Here is a 14727-nt window from a genome sequence, read left to right on the forward strand (position 1 = left end):
AGTTACAAATATTTATTATTTGACCGATGATTTTTGCAAAGAATTTGCATTGCAACAAGGAAAAGACTAACATACCGTGATAATTATACTGATAACCTATGGTTTTATTATGAATGTTATTGGCTATTGTACCCGATGAAATTGGTGGCAAATCTTCAAGGCATCTTATACATTATCCATCCGAATGACGGAAAAATTGAGGGGAAACATAGAAGTGGAACCTGAAGGTGTACAGTTATACTAATTTTTTGTACATTTGCCCCCGACTTTTCACATAGGGGTGCCCGAGTCATACGGGCTGAGATTATACCCATCGAACCTGATCCGGGTAATGCCGGCGAAGGGAAAATAAGGTAGAACTAGGAAATAAAGGGGGCGTTACCTCTATGTGCTCCCTGATGTTTAAACTTTAATTAGTTATTAAGATGGAACAGATTGTTTCAAGTGGAATCATTGACTCTTACTTCGAGAAGTTGAAGAGCAACTTGTCTGTGGATGTAGCGATCGTGGGAGGGGGACCTTCCGGTATCGTGGCCGCTTATTTCTTGGCGAAAGCCGGTAAGAAGGTGGCGTTGTTTGATCGTAAGCTGGCTCCCGGTGGAGGTATGTGGGGCGGCGCTATGATGTTCAACGATATCGTGGTGCAGGAAGAGGCTATGCCGATTATCAAGGAATTGGGCGTAAGCTATAAGGAAGGTGCTAATGGTACGTATATCATGGATTCGGTACATACCACTTCTGCTTTGATTTATCAGGCGACGAAGGCGGGCGCTACGATCTTTAACTGCTATTCGGTAGAGGACGTGGTGTTTCATAACGATGCCGTAGCCGGTGTGGTAGTGAACTGGGCTCCGGTAATCCGTGAGGGGATGCACGTGGATCCGTTGACGATCATGGCAAAGGCTGTCTTGGAAGGTACGGGGCATGATTGCGAGATTGCCCGTGTGGTAGCCCGTAAGAATGATATCCAATTGAATACACCGACCGGAGGCGTGATCGGCGAGCGTTCCTTGAATGTGGAGCTGGGTGAGCAGACGACGGTGGAGAACACGAAGGAGATCTACCCGGGATTATTCGTTTCCGGTATGGCCGCTAACGGCGTAAGCGGTAGCTTCCGTATGGGACCGATCTTTGGCGGCATGCTGATGAGCGGCAAGAAGGCTGCTGAGTTGATCTGCGAAAAACTTGGGAATTGAAAATTGAGAATTGAGAATTGAAAATTATTGATTGTTGTATCTTTAATTTTCAATTCTCAATTCCCAACGGTTTTTCCTTGTCTCAAGAATAAGAATCCCGTTATGATCAACGCCGTGGATAATCCCGTATAGAATACGGAAATGAAAGAATTCGGCAGTAAATGGAACGTGCGGATCGTGATCCCGAAAGCGATCATGAAGATCATGATAATCCAACCTTTCACGTCGAAGAAAGAGAACGGGCAATGTTTCCCGTTTTTCCGGGAGATCCGTTCGGAATGTTTATAGAAAAGCCGTTTAAAGACTAAATTGAAGAAAAGTAAGAAAACGATGGTCGCTTCCCCGATCTTGAATAACCAATAATGGGTATCGTTTAACCATGTGATGATACCGATGCGTAAGATATTGATACCGGCGAAAATCCATACGCAACCGGCGGTATATAATAATACCTTTTTATTTACTCCAAACTTCATCTATCTTTTTATTTACCGCAAACTTACAACATTCATGTAAAAAACGGAAAAATATCCTTATCTTTGTGCCATGCGTGAGAAAATGAAACAGAGGATTGTACAATACGTGGTGCTGATGGCCGGCATCTTGGCATTGCTTTCTGTGGTTATCCCTCACCATCATCACCGGGACGGGATGCCTTGTTATCAATCCTTGACCGCGGAGCAAGCGCATGGCGATAAAAGCACTGATACGCATGATTGCGGTTGCGACGGGCATAACTTGGCCTATTTCAGTACGCATATTTCTCATTTTATGGATGGAGATGTGGATATACATCTGATGCCGTTACTCGTCTTATTTGATTACATTTATCCACCTGAACCGGCGTTTTGCGGACAGCTCCTTGATCACGAGAACGCCCCCTACATTGAGTCGCTGCACGACACTTGGATAGTGAGTGCCTCGGGACTTCGTGCCCCTCCTATGTCTTGATACCTCGTTTGTGAGAGCGGGTGAGGACAGACTTGCCCCTATCTATTTATTATTAACGATATCAAGATTTTTTACACAATGAAGAAAATATATTTGGTAGGTGCGATGTGCGCTTACCTGTTTGCCGGTTGTGCGGGAAATGCGTCGCAAGCCGGACACGATGAGCATAATCATGAATTAGAGGCTCACGACCATGAGCATGAAGGTGAGGATCACGATCATGATCATGAGGGACATGAACACGAAGGCCATGACCATGAGCATGAGGCCGGTGGTACCCATCCCGATGAGATCGTCTTTAAGAAAGCCTTGGCCGAGGCTGTTGGTTTACAAACCGTAACGGTTAATCCCGCTCCTTTCACGGATGTGATCAAGACGAGCGGACGAGTGATGGCGGCGCAAGGGGAGGAGTCCGTGATCGTCGCTACCGTCCCCGGCGTGATCTCGTTCGGGAGCTTACCATTCGTGGATGGTACGGCGGTACGCAAGGGACAGGCCGTGTTGAGTATCGCGTCCAACGCCCTCTCGGATGGAGACGTGGCGGCAAGGGCTAAATTCGCTTATGAGACGGCGAAAAAGGAATACGAGCGTATGCAAGCCTTGGTAGGCGATAAGATCGTATCCGCCAAGGATTTCGAGCAGGCCCGCTTGAATTACGAGAACGCCAAGGTCGCTTATGAGGCGATAGCGGGAAAACAGACGGCGAAAGGCGTGTCTGTAGTCTCTCCCTTGAACGGTTACTTGAAGAACATCCAAGTGAAAGAGGGTGATTATGTATCTGTAGGTCAGCCTTTGGCTACGATCTCGCAAAACAATCGTTTGGTATTGCGTGCGGACGTGTCTGAGAGGTATTACAACGATCTTCCCATGATCCAAACCGCTAATTTCATGACTCCGTATGATAACGCTCTCTATAAATTGTCTGATTTGCGTGGACGGTTGTTATCGTATGGAAAGGCTTCCGATATGAACTCTTTCTATGTACCGGTGACTTTCGAGTTCGATAATAAAGGAGCGGTTATCCCCGGTTCTTTCGTGGAGATCTTTTTGTTGACAAAGCCGATGGAGAATGTCTTGAGCGTACCTGTCTCCGCCCTTATCGAGGAGCAGGGCGTTTATTCGGTATTTATCCGTCTGGATGAGGAAGGCTATAAGAAGCAATGGGTGACGTTGGGAGCGAATAACGGCTCGGAGGTACAGATCCTTTCCGGATTGAAACCGGGCGATGAGGTCGTGACCCGTGGCGCTTACCAAATCAAGTTGTCTTCCGCTTCTAACGCGATACCGGCTCATAGCCATAGCCATTAATAGGAGGGACGTTGCATGTTAAATAAGATAATTTATTATTCATTGCACAACCGGTTGGTAATCTTGGTTTGTGCGCTATTGCTGATGATCTGGGGTACGTACACGGCGTTTAATACGGACGTGGATGTGTTCCCGGACTTGAACGCCCCGACGGTCGTGATCATGACCGAGGCGAACGGTATGGCTCCCGAGGAGGTGGAACGCTTGGTGACATTCCCTGTGGAGACCGCCGTGAACGGTGCGATGGACGTACGGCGTGTGCGTTCCTCGTCTACCACCGGATTCTCCGTGGTTTGGGTAGAGTTTGATTGGGGTACGGATATTTACCGGGCTCGTCAGATCGTATCCGAGAAACTGGCAGTCTTGGGTGAGAGCCTTCCCGGGAACGTAGGTAAACCGACCTTAGGCCCGCAGTCATCCATCTTGGGTGAGATGATGATTCTCGGTCTGACCGCCGATTCCACGTCTTTGTTGGACTTACGTACGATTGCCGACTGGACGATCCGTCCCCGTTTGTTGTCTACGGGCGGTGTGGCGCAGGTTGCCGTGATCGGTGGCGATATTAAGGAGTACCAGATCTTGTTGGACCCGGCTCGTATGAAGCACTACGGTGTAGGGTTGAACGAGGTGTTGGATGTTTGTCGGAATATGAATCGGAACGCCAATGGTGGTGTATTGTATGAGTTCTCGAACGAATACATCATCCGAGGTGTCTTATCGACTTCGAAGGCGGAGGAGATCGCTCAGGGCGTGGTGAAGACCGTGAATGAGTATCCGGTTACGCTGGGTGATATCGCTACGGTCAAGATCGGCGGTAAAAGCCCGAAGCTGGGAACCGCTTCCGAGCGAACGAAGCCGGCCGTATTGATTACCGTGACCAAACAGCCGGATACGAGTACGGAGAAGTTGACGGAGAAGCTGGACGAGATTGTTGTCGATTTGCGAAAGAACCTGCCGACGGATGTTCGTATCTCTACCGATATATTCCGCCAGAGCCATTTTATCGATAACTCTATTAATAATGTAAAGAACAGTTTGTTCGAGGGTAGCTTCTTCGTGGTGATCGTCTTGTTCCTGTTCTTGATGAATATACGTACGACGGTAATCTCCTTGGTAGCCTTGCCGTTATCTTTACTGGTCTCTATCATCGTATTGCACTACATGGGATTAACGATTAACACGATGAGCTTGGGAGGTATGGCGATCGCTATCGGTTCCTTGGTGGATGACGCTATCGTGGACGTGGAGAACGTGTATAAACGGATCCGGGAAAACCGGCTCTTGCCTCCGGAGCAGCAACGCTCTACCTTGGAGGTGGTTTACGATGCTTCCCGTGAGGTACGTATGCCGATCTTGAACTCTACCTTGATTATCGTGGTGAGTTTCGTGCCCTTGTTCTTCTTGAGTGGTATGGAAGGCCGTATGTTGGTTCCGCTGGGTATCGCTTTTATCGTGGCGTTGTTTGCTTCTACGGTGGTGGCGCTTACCTTGACCCCGGTGCTTTGTAGCTATTTGCTGAACCGTAAAGCGACGGGAATGAAGGAACTGCGTGAGGCTTGGATAGCCCGGAAGTTGAAAGTGGTCTATAAACGGGCTTTGGAGTTTGCGTTGGCTTACCAGAAATGGGTGCTAGGTACCACAATCGCTTTGTTTGTGGTCGCCTTGGTGATCTTCTTTCATTTGGGACGTAGTTTCTTGCCCCCGTTCAATGAGGGTTCTTTTACGATCAACGTAAGCTCGCTTCCGGGAATTTCCTTGGACGAGTCGGATCAGATCGGACGCCGTGCGGAAGCGTTGCTGTTGCAAGTACCCGAGATAAAGACTGTGGCTCGGAAGACCGGTCGTGCGGAATTGGATGAGCATGCCTTGGGCGTGAATGTTTCCGAGATCGAGGCTCCTTTCGAATTGCAAGACCGTAGTCGGGATGAGGTGATGAATGATGTCCGCAAGAAGTTATCTACGATCAGCGGCGCTAATATAGAGATCGGGCAACCTATTTCCCATCGTATCGACGCTATGCTTTCCGGTACGGAGGCGAATATCGCTATCAAGCTGTTTGGTACGGACTTGAACCTGATGTTTACGGTCGGAAACCAGATCAAGGCCGCTATCCAAACGATCCCGGGTCTGGTGGACTTGAAGGTAGAGCAGCAGATCGAGCGTCCGCAGTTGACAATCACCCCGAAACGTGAGTTGCTGGCTAAATATGGTATTCCCCTGCCGGAGTTCGAGGAATATATCAATGTGATGTTGGGTGGAGAGGCCGTAAGTCAGGTGTACGACGATGGCAAGAGCTTCGACCTGACCGTGAAGACCTCCGACGCTAGCCGTGCCACGATGGATGATATTAGCAATCTGATGATCGATGCCGCCGGACAGAAAGTGCCGCTAAGCTACGTGGCCGATATCCGTTCGGTGACCGGTCCGAATACGATCAATCGTGAGAATGTGCAACGTAAGATCGTGATTAGTGCCAATGTATCGGAACGTGACTTGCGAAGTGTGGTTAATGAGATACAGGATCGGGTAGAGGCTAATATCCGTTTGCCGGAGGGATACCATATCGAATATGGTGGCCAGTTCGAGAGCGAGGCGGCGGCCAGCCGTACCTTATTGCTGACGTCATTGATGTCGTTATTGGTGATCTTCATGTTACTGTACAATGAGTTCAAGGACGTGAAGGAGAGCGGCGTGATCTTGTTGAACCTGCCGTTGGCGTTGATCGGTGGCGTGATTATCCTATGGCTTACTTCCGGCGAGATCAGTATCCCGGCGATTATCGGTTTCATTTCCTTGTTTGGTATCGCTACCCGAAACGGTATGCTGCTGATCAGCCACTATACGCATTTGCGTGGAGAGGGAATGGGATTGCGTGAGTCCGTGATACAAGGTTCCCTAGACCGTTTGAACCCGATCTTGATGACGGCGTTGAGTTCCGCCTTGGCGTTGATCCCGTTGGCGTTGAATGGCGATCTTCCCGGGAATGAGATCCAAAGCCCGATGGCGACGGTGATCTTGGGTGGTTTATTAACCTCTACGTTCTTAAACGGATTCATCATCCCGATTGTTTATCTGATAATGAACAAGAATAAAGAATAAGTTTTATGAAATCATATATTATAGTCGCCGCCTTGTCTGTATTGACAGGCGGCCTTTCCGCCCAGACTTCTATAGAGGACGTGCTCCGGAGCGTGGAGGCGAACAATAAGGATTTACAGGCGAACAGCCAGTTGCTCCAGTCGCAGAAGCTGGAGGCGAAGTTGGATAATAATTTGCCAGACCCTTCGGTCTCTTATTCGCATTTCTGGGGGAATAAAGAAGGGATGGGATTCACGGGCGAGTTCGTGGCTTCCCAAAGCTTTGATTTCCCGTCCGTATATGTCCGGAAGCATAAGCTGACGAAGGCGAAATCCGCGGGTTTGGATCGTCAAGGGATGGCTTTTCGTCAGCAAATCTTGTTGCAGGTGAAAGAGGTTTGCCTAGATTTGGTGCTGTTGAACCAGCAGAAGAACCTATTGGATACCCGTCTTAGGAACGCCGAGCAACTTTCCGCTTTTTATGCGACTCGTTTGGAGAAAGGAAATGCGAATATCCTTGAGACAAACAAGATCGATCTGGAATTATTGAACGCTCGGACAGAGGCCCGGATGAACGAGACTTCCCGTATTGCCAAGCTGCAGGAGCTGGCTACCCTGAACGGCGGTATCGCTATCGAGTTTACGGATACGGTTTACGCCTTGCCGGATAAGGATGTGCTTTCCTTTGATGAGCTGCGGACGGAGGCGATGCAATCCGATCCGCAATTACAGACCTTGCGTAGCGACCAGACGACAGCTCTTCGGCAGGTGAGCGTGAATAAGGCGAAAGGTCTGCCCGGCTTTGAGTTAGGGTATCGTATGAATCCCGCCTCGGGTGGAGAGCGTTTCAATGGTTTCTTGGTAGGAATCACCATCCCGTTGTTCTCGAACCGTAATAACGTGAAACAGGCGAAGGCTCAGGCCCGCTATACGGAGATGCAGTTGGAGAGCGCTTCTTTCACGGTAGAGAATGGGTTGAGGCAGCTATATGACCAGTCTGTCTCCTTAAAGAAATCTATCGATGAATATAAGGATGTGCTGAAAAGGCAGAATAGCTTGGTCTTGTTGAACAAGGCTATACAGGCCGGGCAAATCTCTATGATCGAGTATTTCGTGGATGTGACGACCTATTACCAAAGCGTGCAAAACTACCTGCAATTGCAAAACCAATACCAAAAGGTCATGGCGCAATTGTATAAGTATCGATTATGATAAGGAACACAACTGTGTTTTCTCTTGAACACAGTTGTGTTTATCCACAGATACAGTTGTGTTTTCTCACGAACACAACTGTGTTTTTACGTTCTCTAAGGATAGCTTAAAGTCACGGATCAATTCTTTCATCACCTCTTCCACGGATAATTCCTCCCAGAATAAAGACGCTACCTGTCCGATCTCTAACTCGCCTTCCTTTAGGTCGCCCTCAAAGATTCCTTTCTTGGCACGTCCTTTGCCCAATAACTCACGTAATTCTTCCACGGACGCTCCCCGGGCTTCCGCTTCTTCCACTGCCGTAGCGAAATCTCCTTTTACCAGACGGGTAGGAGACAGTTTCTTTAATAATAACTTCGTATCGCCTTCCTTAAGATTCAAGCATAGTTTCTTGAAATTCTCGTGTGCCGAGCTTTCTTTGGTTAGGGCGAAACGAGTGCCTATCTGTACGCCGTCGGCCCCTAGTGCGAGTGCCGCTAGCATCGCTTGACCGTTTCCGATACCTCCTGCCGCCAAAAGGGGGAGGGAGGTCGCTTTCCGGACAGCGGGGATCAGGCACATCGTAGTTGTTTCCTCCCGTCCGTTGTGCCCGCCGGCCTCGAAGCCTTCGGCAACGATGGCATCCACTCCGGCCTCCTCGCATTTCGTGGCGAATTTAGAGCTGCTTACCACGTGAACGACCGTCATGCCATGATCCCTCAAATACTTTGTCCATGTTTTCGGGTTGCCGGCGGAGGTAAATACGATCTTCACTTTTTCCTCCACCAATATCCGCATCAAGGTATCGATTTCCGGGTACATCAGCGGGACATTCACGCCAAAAGGCTTGTCGGTCGCCGCCTCGCATTTACGGATATGTTCCCGGAGCACTTCCGGGTGCATGGAGCCTGCCCCGATCAATCCTAATCCACCGGCGTTACTAACCGCTGAAGCTAGCCGCCAACCACTACACCAAACCATTCCCGCCTGTATGATGGGATACTGAATACCAAAAAGACTACAAATTCGATTCATATTATTTCTTGCGTTAATCTCGCTAAAATTAGTGAACTATTTTTATTGGAACAACAATTTCTTTGTCGAGGTTGTTGAATAGGCATATAACTTTAAAATATAAGAGATATGCCAGAGAATATAATGAAAACGTTATGGGATGAGAGCGATGATCTTCACGATGAGACCATGTCTACCAATTCGGTATTGTCGGATGATTACACGTCTAATGACATTCAAGATTTACAAGAAACGATCGAAAATGAAAATATCGAGGACGGTATAGAGAGCGATTCGATTGAACATTGAATGAAAGCATATTGGGTCCCCGAAGGGAAGATCTCCCTTTGGGGATCTTTTTTGTGTGAATTGTGAAAATCTTTTTCCGGATTCTAAATAATAACAATTTGAAATAGAATTGTAACGCAAAACTTCGTTATCTTTGTCCATTGTAATTCTAATATAACAATGGCATGAATAAAACGCTTATGGCCGCAGGTTTAGCGGTTATTTTGGGAGCTTGTTCCTCCTCAAAGAAAAGCGATGTAGCGGAAGGCGCTACACCCAATCCGTTTTTTGCGGAGTATACGACACCGTTCGGGGTGCCTCCGTTTGATCAAATAGAGGTGGCTCATTACAAGCCGGCTCTTTTGAAAGGTATGGAAGAGCAGTCGAAGGAGATCGAGGCGATCGTGGTAAATCCGGATGCGCCGACATTCGAGAATACGATCGTGGCCTTAGACCAAAGTGGCGAGTTGCTTACTAAAGTAATGTATGCTTTCGGTGGCCAATCCAGTGTGAATACCACGGACGAGATCCAAGAGCTCGAACGTGAGCTTTATCCCCTTTTATCCAAACATTCGGATGATATCAGCTTAAATCCCAAGCTTTTCGCCCGGGTGAAATCCGTATATGAGAATCAGGCGAGCTTCCATCTGGATAAGGAACAGAAGAAGCTGTTGGAGGAAACCTATAAAAGCTTTGTCCGGGGAGGAGCCAATCTGCCGGAGGATAAGCAGGCGAAGTTGCGTGAGCTGAACGAGAAGATATCCATGCTCCAACTTACTTTCGGACAGAATACCCTGAAAGAGACCAACGCTTTCCAATTAGTGATCGATAATAAAGAGGACTTATCCGGTCTGCCGGAAGACGTGATCGTCAAGGCGGCGCAAACGGCCCAAGAGAATGGTCTGGATGGTAAGTGGGTGTTTACCCTCCATAATCCGAGCGTGATGCCTTTCCTTCAATACGCCGATAAGCGTGATTTGCGTGAGAAGATCTTCAAGGCATATACAAATCGTGGCAACAATAATAATGAGAATGATAATAAGGAGGTCGTTAAGCAGCTGGTTACCGCTCGTCTGGAGAAAGCCCGATTGATGGGATATGAGGATTATGCCGCTTTCGTATTGGAAGAGAATATGGCGAAGAACGAGAAGAACGTGTATGACTTGCTCGATAAAATCTGGCCGTCTGCTTTGGCGAAAGCGAAAGAGGAATTGGCCGATATCAACGCCGAGATCAAGAAGGAAGGTGGTAATTACGAGGCCGAGGGCTGGGACTGGCGTTATTATTTCGAGAAAGCCAAGAAAGCGAAATATAACTTGGACGAGAACGAGATGCGTCCTTATTTTGAGTTGGGACATGTACGTGAGGGCATCTTCTATGTAGCCAATAAATTATACGGTATCACGTTTACCGAGATCAAGGACATCCCGAAACCGGACCCCGACGCTCTCGCTTTCGAGTGCAAGGATAAAGATGGTACGCATCTGGGCGTGCTGTATATGGATTTCTTTACCCGCCCGGGCAAAGGAGGTGGCGCATGGTGCGGCGGTTACCGTTCACAAACGTATAAAGATGGGAAACGGGTAGCCCCGGTGGTTACTACCGTATTTAATTTCAGTAAACCGGCGGAGGGACAACCGGCGCTTTTGACAGCCGACGAGACTGAGACCGTATTCCATGAGTTCGGTCATGCCTTGCACGGTTTATTCTGCGACGTTCATTATTATGGCGTGTCCGACGTGCCTCGTGACTTTGTGGAGCTACCTTCGCAAGTCGATGAGCATTGGGCCGTTGAGCCGGAGGTATTGAAAGTGTACGCTAAACATTACCAGACCGGCGAGGTAATACCGCAAGCCCTTGTAGACAAGATGATTAAGAGTGGCAAGTATGGACAAGGCTTCGCTACGACGGAGTATCTGGCCGCCTCTTATCTGGATATGGATTATCATGTATTGAAAGAGATCCCTGCCGATTTGGATATCGAGAAATTTGAGGCGAAGGTCTTGGGCGATCGTGGTCTGATCCGTCAGATTCCGTCTCGCTACCGCTCCACTTATTTCGGACATACGATGGAAGGTGGATATACCGCCGGTTATTATAGCTATATCTGGGCGGAAGTGTTGGATTGCGACGCTTTCCAAGCTTATAAGGAGACGGGTGATATCTTCAACCCGGAGGTTGCCTCTAAATTCCGTAAATACGTACTGACCCCGGGCGGCATCGATGATGCTATGGATATGTACGTGAATTTCCGTGGTAAACAACCAAGTATCGATCCGTTGTTGGAGAACAGAGGGCTAAAATGAGAAGAATAATTAGAATAATTCATAACTCATAAATCAAAAAATCAGTAAAGATGAAACAATTAATTATGGCAGCAGGATTAGCCGTTATGCTTACTGCCTGCGGTACTTCCGAAAAGAAGACCGTGGAGGGGGAGAACCCGTTCTTTGCGGAATATACCACCCCGTTTGGAGTTCCACCTTTTGATCAAATCAAGTTCGAGCACTACAAACCGGCCCTATTGCAAGGCATGGAAGAGGGACGCAAGGAGATCGAGGCGATCGTGAATAACCCGGAGGAGCCGACGTTCGAGAATACGATTGTCGCTTTGGATGAGCAGGGTGCGTTGCTTCGGAAGGTCCAGATCGTTTTCGGTGGACAGAATAGCGTGAATACGAATGATGAGATGCAGGCGTTAAGCCGTGAGATGTCGCCGCTATTGTCAAAATATAGTGATGATATCAACTTGAATCCGAAATTGTTCGCTCGTGTGAAGGCGGTATACGATAAGAAGGATGAGTTGGGTCTCGATAAGGAGCAAATGAAGTTATTGGAGGAGACTTATAAGGACTTCGTTCGGGGTGGCGCTAATCTTTCCGCTGAGGATCAGGCTAAATTGCGTGAGTTGAATAGCAAGATCTCCATGCTACAGCTTACTTTCGGACAGAATATGCTGAAAGAGACGAACGCTTTTAAATTGGTGATCGACAAGCAGGAGGATCTTTCCGGTCTGCCCGAGACCTTGATCGCTAACGCCGCTCAAGCGGCTAAGGATGCCGGGATGGAAGGCAAATGGGTATTTACCTTGCAGAACCCGAGCGTGATGCCGTTCTTGCAATATTCCGATAAACGTGAGTTGCGTGAGAAGATGTTCAACGCTTATATCAACCGTGGTAATAATAATAATGAGAACGATAACAAGGAAGTGGTTCGTGATTTGGTTGCCGCTCGTTTGGCGAAAGCGAAGTTGATGGGCTATGATGATTACGCTTCTTTCGTGTTGGAGGATCGTATGGCGAAAAGCTCGGATAAGGTTTATCAATTGTTAGATGAGGTTTGGAAGCCTGCTTTGGCGAAAGCGAAAGAGGAATTGGCCGATATAAACGCCGAGATCAAGAAAGAAGGCGGCAATTTCGAGGCCGAGGGCTGGGATTGGCGTTATTATTTCGAGAAGGCCAAGAAGGCTAAATTCAATTTGGATGAGAATGAGGTTCGTCCTTACTTGAAGTTGGATAATGTTCGTGAGGGTGCTTTCTATGTAGCTAATAAGTTATATGGTATCACGTTCACCCCGATCCGTAATATCCCGTTGCCTTATCCGGAAGCGCAGGCTTTTGAGTGCAAAGATAAGGATGGCTCTCATTTGGGCGTTATTTATTTCGATTTCTTCCCTCGTGCCAGCAAGCGTGGTGGCGCATGGTGTGGTTCTTATCGTCCGCAGGCTTATAAGGATGGTAAGCGTGTGGCTCCGGTCGTAACGATCGTTTGTAACTTTAGCCAGCCCGCTCCGGGACAACCTGCGTTGTTGAGCGCTGATGAGGCGAATACATTGTTCCATGAGTTCGGTCATGGTTTGCACGGCTTGTTCCGTGACGTGCATTACTCCGGTGTTTCCGGTGTTCCTCGTGATTTCGTGGAGTTGCCTTCACAGGTTATGGAGCATTGGGTATTCGAGCCGGAAGTATTGAAGGTGTACGCTAAGCATTATCAGACCGGCGAGGTGATCCCGGCCGAGTTGATCGAGAAGTTGGATAAGAGCGGTAAGTACGGACAAGGTTTCGCTACGACGGAGTATCTGGCGGCTTCTTATCTGGATATGGATTTCCATGCTATCAGTGGTGACGCTGCGGATAAGAAGGTGATCAAGTTCGTTGACCAGACGAATAATGTTCCGGCCAACTTGAACGTGATGGATTTCGAGCAACAGACGTTAGGCCGTCGTGGTTTGCTGAAACAAATCCCTTCCCGTTACCGTACGACTTACTTCAACCATACGATGGGTGGCGGCTACACCGCCGGCTATTATAGCTACATCTGGGCTGAGGTATTGGATTGCGACGCTTTCGAGGCATTCAAGGAAACCGGCGACATCTTTAATCAAGAATGTGCCGATAAATTCCGTAAATATGTCTTGACCCCGGGTGGTATCGACGACGCTATGGATATGTACAAGAATTTCCGTGGCAAGGAACCGGGTACGGATCCGTTGCTGAAGAATAGAGGACTGAAATAATCTAGAAATGGAGATTTTATAAAGGCGGACCGGTTGGTTCGCCTTTTTTTGTATATGCTCAACCTCCCGGATCTGTATTACATTTGCTAAGTTTTATCACGAAAAAATAGCGATAGTATGGAGAAAAAGGATTTAGTAGAAGGGATGAGGTTGTATATCTATAAATTGCGTGTGGATGGGCGTTATTCCACGGCGAAGAGCTATCAGGATGCATTGAACTCATTCATGCGGTTTTGTGGGTTGGAGGTAATTCCCTATATTTATGTCAATAAGGAGAACCTTCGGCGTTATCAGGCCTTTTTGTTGAATAAAGGATGTACATGGAACACGGTGTCGACCTATATGCGTCGGATCCGTTGTGTGTACAACATGGCGGTGGAGGAAGGGTTGGCCCCCTATATCCCTTATTTATTTAAGGGAGTTTTCACGGGTATAGAGAGCAAACGCAAAAAGGCGTTACCACAGGATTTATTACGTTCTCTGATGACGGCCTCATTAGATGATCCGGAACTGAGAAAAACACGGCAGGCATTGTGCCTGATGTTCCAGTTTTGCGGTATGGCATTCGTGGATTTCGCTCATCTGAAAAAGGAGAATGTCCGGGGTGGGGTTTTGGAATATAAACGCCAGAAAACGGGTACTCCGATGCTTATAGAGGTACAATCTACCGCATGGGAGTCGCTGAGGGAACTGTCAAGTGATGTAGGTAAGGACTCACCCTATTTGTTTCCTTTCTTGAAAGGGATAAAAGTGGGAAAAGAAGCCTACAAGGAGTACACTTCCGCTTTGGCCCATTTTAACCGGAATTTGAAGAGGTTGGCGAGAGCCTGCGGTGTGTCTATCCCGATCACCTCATATTCGATCCGTCATTCTTTTGCGATGATTTTGAAGGAACAGGATGTCCCGATTGAGATGATCAGCGAACTATTGGGCCATAAATCGATCAAGACTACGCAAATCTATTTGAAAAGTTTCTCGTTGGAAAAGATGTCTGCGGTGAATAAAATTTGTTTTGAGAGTGTGTACAATCATGTACCGAAAGTAGGGTAAAGGGAGTAGGCTACTTGGGGAGTAGCGTATTCTTTCACGGCGCAAATGTAGTAAAAAATAACTAAAAACAAGCAAACAAATGTGCTTGTTTACTCATTGTAGGCGTTTGATCCTCTCTATTCTTTGATTTTCTTAT

The 14727-nt window shown here is 47.8% G+C and carries 11 protein-coding genes and 1 riboswitch; of the genes, 9 read left to right on the forward strand and 2 right to left on the reverse strand.

Going from position 1 to position 14727, the window contains the following annotated elements; all coding sequences use genetic code 11:
- The first annotated feature begins 266 nt into the window (after window positions 1–266).
- Window positions 267–363: riboswitch (TPP riboswitch) on the forward strand.
- Between the two features lie 62 nt (window positions 364–425).
- The gene (locus tag DW205_RS19700; protein WP_005857953.1) at window positions 426–1196 is read left to right on the forward strand and encodes a sulfide-dependent adenosine diphosphate thiazole synthase; all 771 of its coding nucleotides are present in this window, start codon (window positions 426–428) and stop codon (window positions 1194–1196) included.
- A gap of 56 nt (window positions 1197–1252) precedes the next feature.
- On the opposite strand, the gene DW205_RS19705 is transcribed toward DW205_RS19700, so the two are convergent.
- Window positions 1253–1672, reverse strand: coding sequence for a hypothetical protein (locus DW205_RS19705; protein WP_005866452.1), 420 nt, complete (start codon window positions 1670–1672; stop codon window positions 1253–1255).
- Window positions 1673–1742: 70 nt separating this feature from the next.
- Here DW205_RS19705 and DW205_RS19710 point away from each other — a divergent pair, with 70 nt between their 5' ends.
- The 4 genes from DW205_RS19710 (at window position 1743) to DW205_RS19725 (ending at window position 7744) form a co-directional block, all read left to right on the forward strand.
- Window positions 1743–2147, forward strand: coding sequence for a DUF6769 family protein (locus tag DW205_RS19710; RefSeq protein WP_005866454.1), 405 nt, complete (start codon window positions 1743–1745; stop codon window positions 2145–2147).
- A 78-nt stretch (window positions 2148–2225) separates the two neighbouring features.
- Entirely contained in the window at window positions 2226–3455 is a 1230-nt protein-coding gene (locus DW205_RS19715; protein WP_005866455.1) for an efflux RND transporter periplasmic adaptor subunit, read from the forward strand.
- Between the two features lie 15 nt (window positions 3456–3470).
- Complete coding sequence (locus DW205_RS19720; RefSeq protein WP_005866457.1) at window positions 3471–6554, forward strand: efflux RND transporter permease subunit; 3084 nt, start codon at window positions 3471–3473, stop codon at window positions 6552–6554.
- 5 nt (window positions 6555–6559) lie between these two features.
- Window positions 6560–7744, forward strand: a complete 1185-nt coding sequence (locus tag DW205_RS19725; protein WP_005866459.1) for a TolC family protein — start codon at window positions 6560–6562, stop codon at window positions 7742–7744.
- Between the two features lie 66 nt (window positions 7745–7810).
- Here the strand turns inward: DW205_RS19725 and DW205_RS19730 are convergent, their stop codons facing one another.
- Window positions 7811–8758 (reverse strand): nitronate monooxygenase family protein, encoded by a 948-nt coding sequence (locus DW205_RS19730; RefSeq protein ID WP_005866461.1) that lies wholly within the window; start codon window positions 8756–8758, stop codon window positions 7811–7813.
- Window positions 8759–8866: 108 nt separating this feature from the next.
- Here DW205_RS19730 and DW205_RS19735 point away from each other — a divergent pair, with 108 nt between their 5' ends.
- The 4 genes from DW205_RS19735 (at window position 8867) to DW205_RS19750 (ending at window position 14591) form a co-directional block, all read left to right on the forward strand.
- Complete coding sequence (locus DW205_RS19735) at window positions 8867–9046, forward strand: hypothetical protein (protein ID WP_005857938.1); 180 nt, start codon at window positions 8867–8869, stop codon at window positions 9044–9046.
- A gap of 164 nt (window positions 9047–9210) precedes the next feature.
- On the forward strand, window positions 9211–11331 hold the full coding sequence (locus tag DW205_RS19740) for a M3 family metallopeptidase (protein ID WP_005866463.1): 2121 nt from the start codon (window positions 9211–9213) through the stop codon (window positions 11329–11331).
- 50 nt (window positions 11332–11381) lie between these two features.
- Complete coding sequence (locus tag DW205_RS19745) at window positions 11382–13541, forward strand: M3 family metallopeptidase (protein WP_005866465.1); 2160 nt, start codon at window positions 11382–11384, stop codon at window positions 13539–13541.
- A 117-nt stretch (window positions 13542–13658) separates the two neighbouring features.
- Complete coding sequence (locus DW205_RS19750) at window positions 13659–14591, forward strand: site-specific integrase (protein WP_005857932.1); 933 nt, start codon at window positions 13659–13661, stop codon at window positions 14589–14591.
- Window positions 14592–14727 lie beyond the last annotated feature (136 nt).

The sequence above is a fragment of the Parabacteroides sp. AM17-47 genome (genome assembly GCF_003434625.1).
GTDB lineage: Bacteria > Bacteroidota > Bacteroidia > Bacteroidales > Tannerellaceae > Parabacteroides > Parabacteroides distasonis.

What these genes read in the sequence shown, in the direction of transcription:
- DW205_RS19700 (WP_005857953.1), top strand. Translation starts at nt 426, where the DNA reads ATGGAACAGATTGTTTCAAGTGGAATCATTGACTCTTACTTCGAGAAG.
- DW205_RS19705 (WP_005866452.1), bottom strand. Translation starts at nt 1,672, where the DNA reads ATGAAGTTTGGAGTAAATAAAAAGGTATTATTATATACCGCCGGTTGC.
- DW205_RS19710 (WP_005866454.1), top strand. Translation starts at nt 1,743, where the DNA reads ATGCGTGAGAAAATGAAACAGAGGATTGTACAATACGTGGTGCTGATG.
- DW205_RS19715 (WP_005866455.1), top strand. Translation starts at nt 2,226, where the DNA reads ATGAAGAAAATATATTTGGTAGGTGCGATGTGCGCTTACCTGTTTGCC.
- DW205_RS19720 (WP_005866457.1), top strand. Translation starts at nt 3,471, where the DNA reads ATGTTAAATAAGATAATTTATTATTCATTGCACAACCGGTTGGTAATC.
- DW205_RS19725 (WP_005866459.1), top strand. Translation starts at nt 6,560, where the DNA reads ATGAAATCATATATTATAGTCGCCGCCTTGTCTGTATTGACAGGCGGC.
- DW205_RS19730 (WP_005866461.1), bottom strand. Translation starts at nt 8,758, where the DNA reads ATGAATCGAATTTGTAGTCTTTTTGGTATTCAGTATCCCATCATACAG.
- DW205_RS19735 (WP_005857938.1), top strand. Translation starts at nt 8,867, where the DNA reads ATGCCAGAGAATATAATGAAAACGTTATGGGATGAGAGCGATGATCTT.
- DW205_RS19740 (WP_005866463.1), top strand. Translation starts at nt 9,211, where the DNA reads ATGAATAAAACGCTTATGGCCGCAGGTTTAGCGGTTATTTTGGGAGCT.
- DW205_RS19745 (WP_005866465.1), top strand. Translation starts at nt 11,382, where the DNA reads ATGAAACAATTAATTATGGCAGCAGGATTAGCCGTTATGCTTACTGCC.
- DW205_RS19750 (WP_005857932.1), top strand. Translation starts at nt 13,659, where the DNA reads ATGGAGAAAAAGGATTTAGTAGAAGGGATGAGGTTGTATATCTATAAA.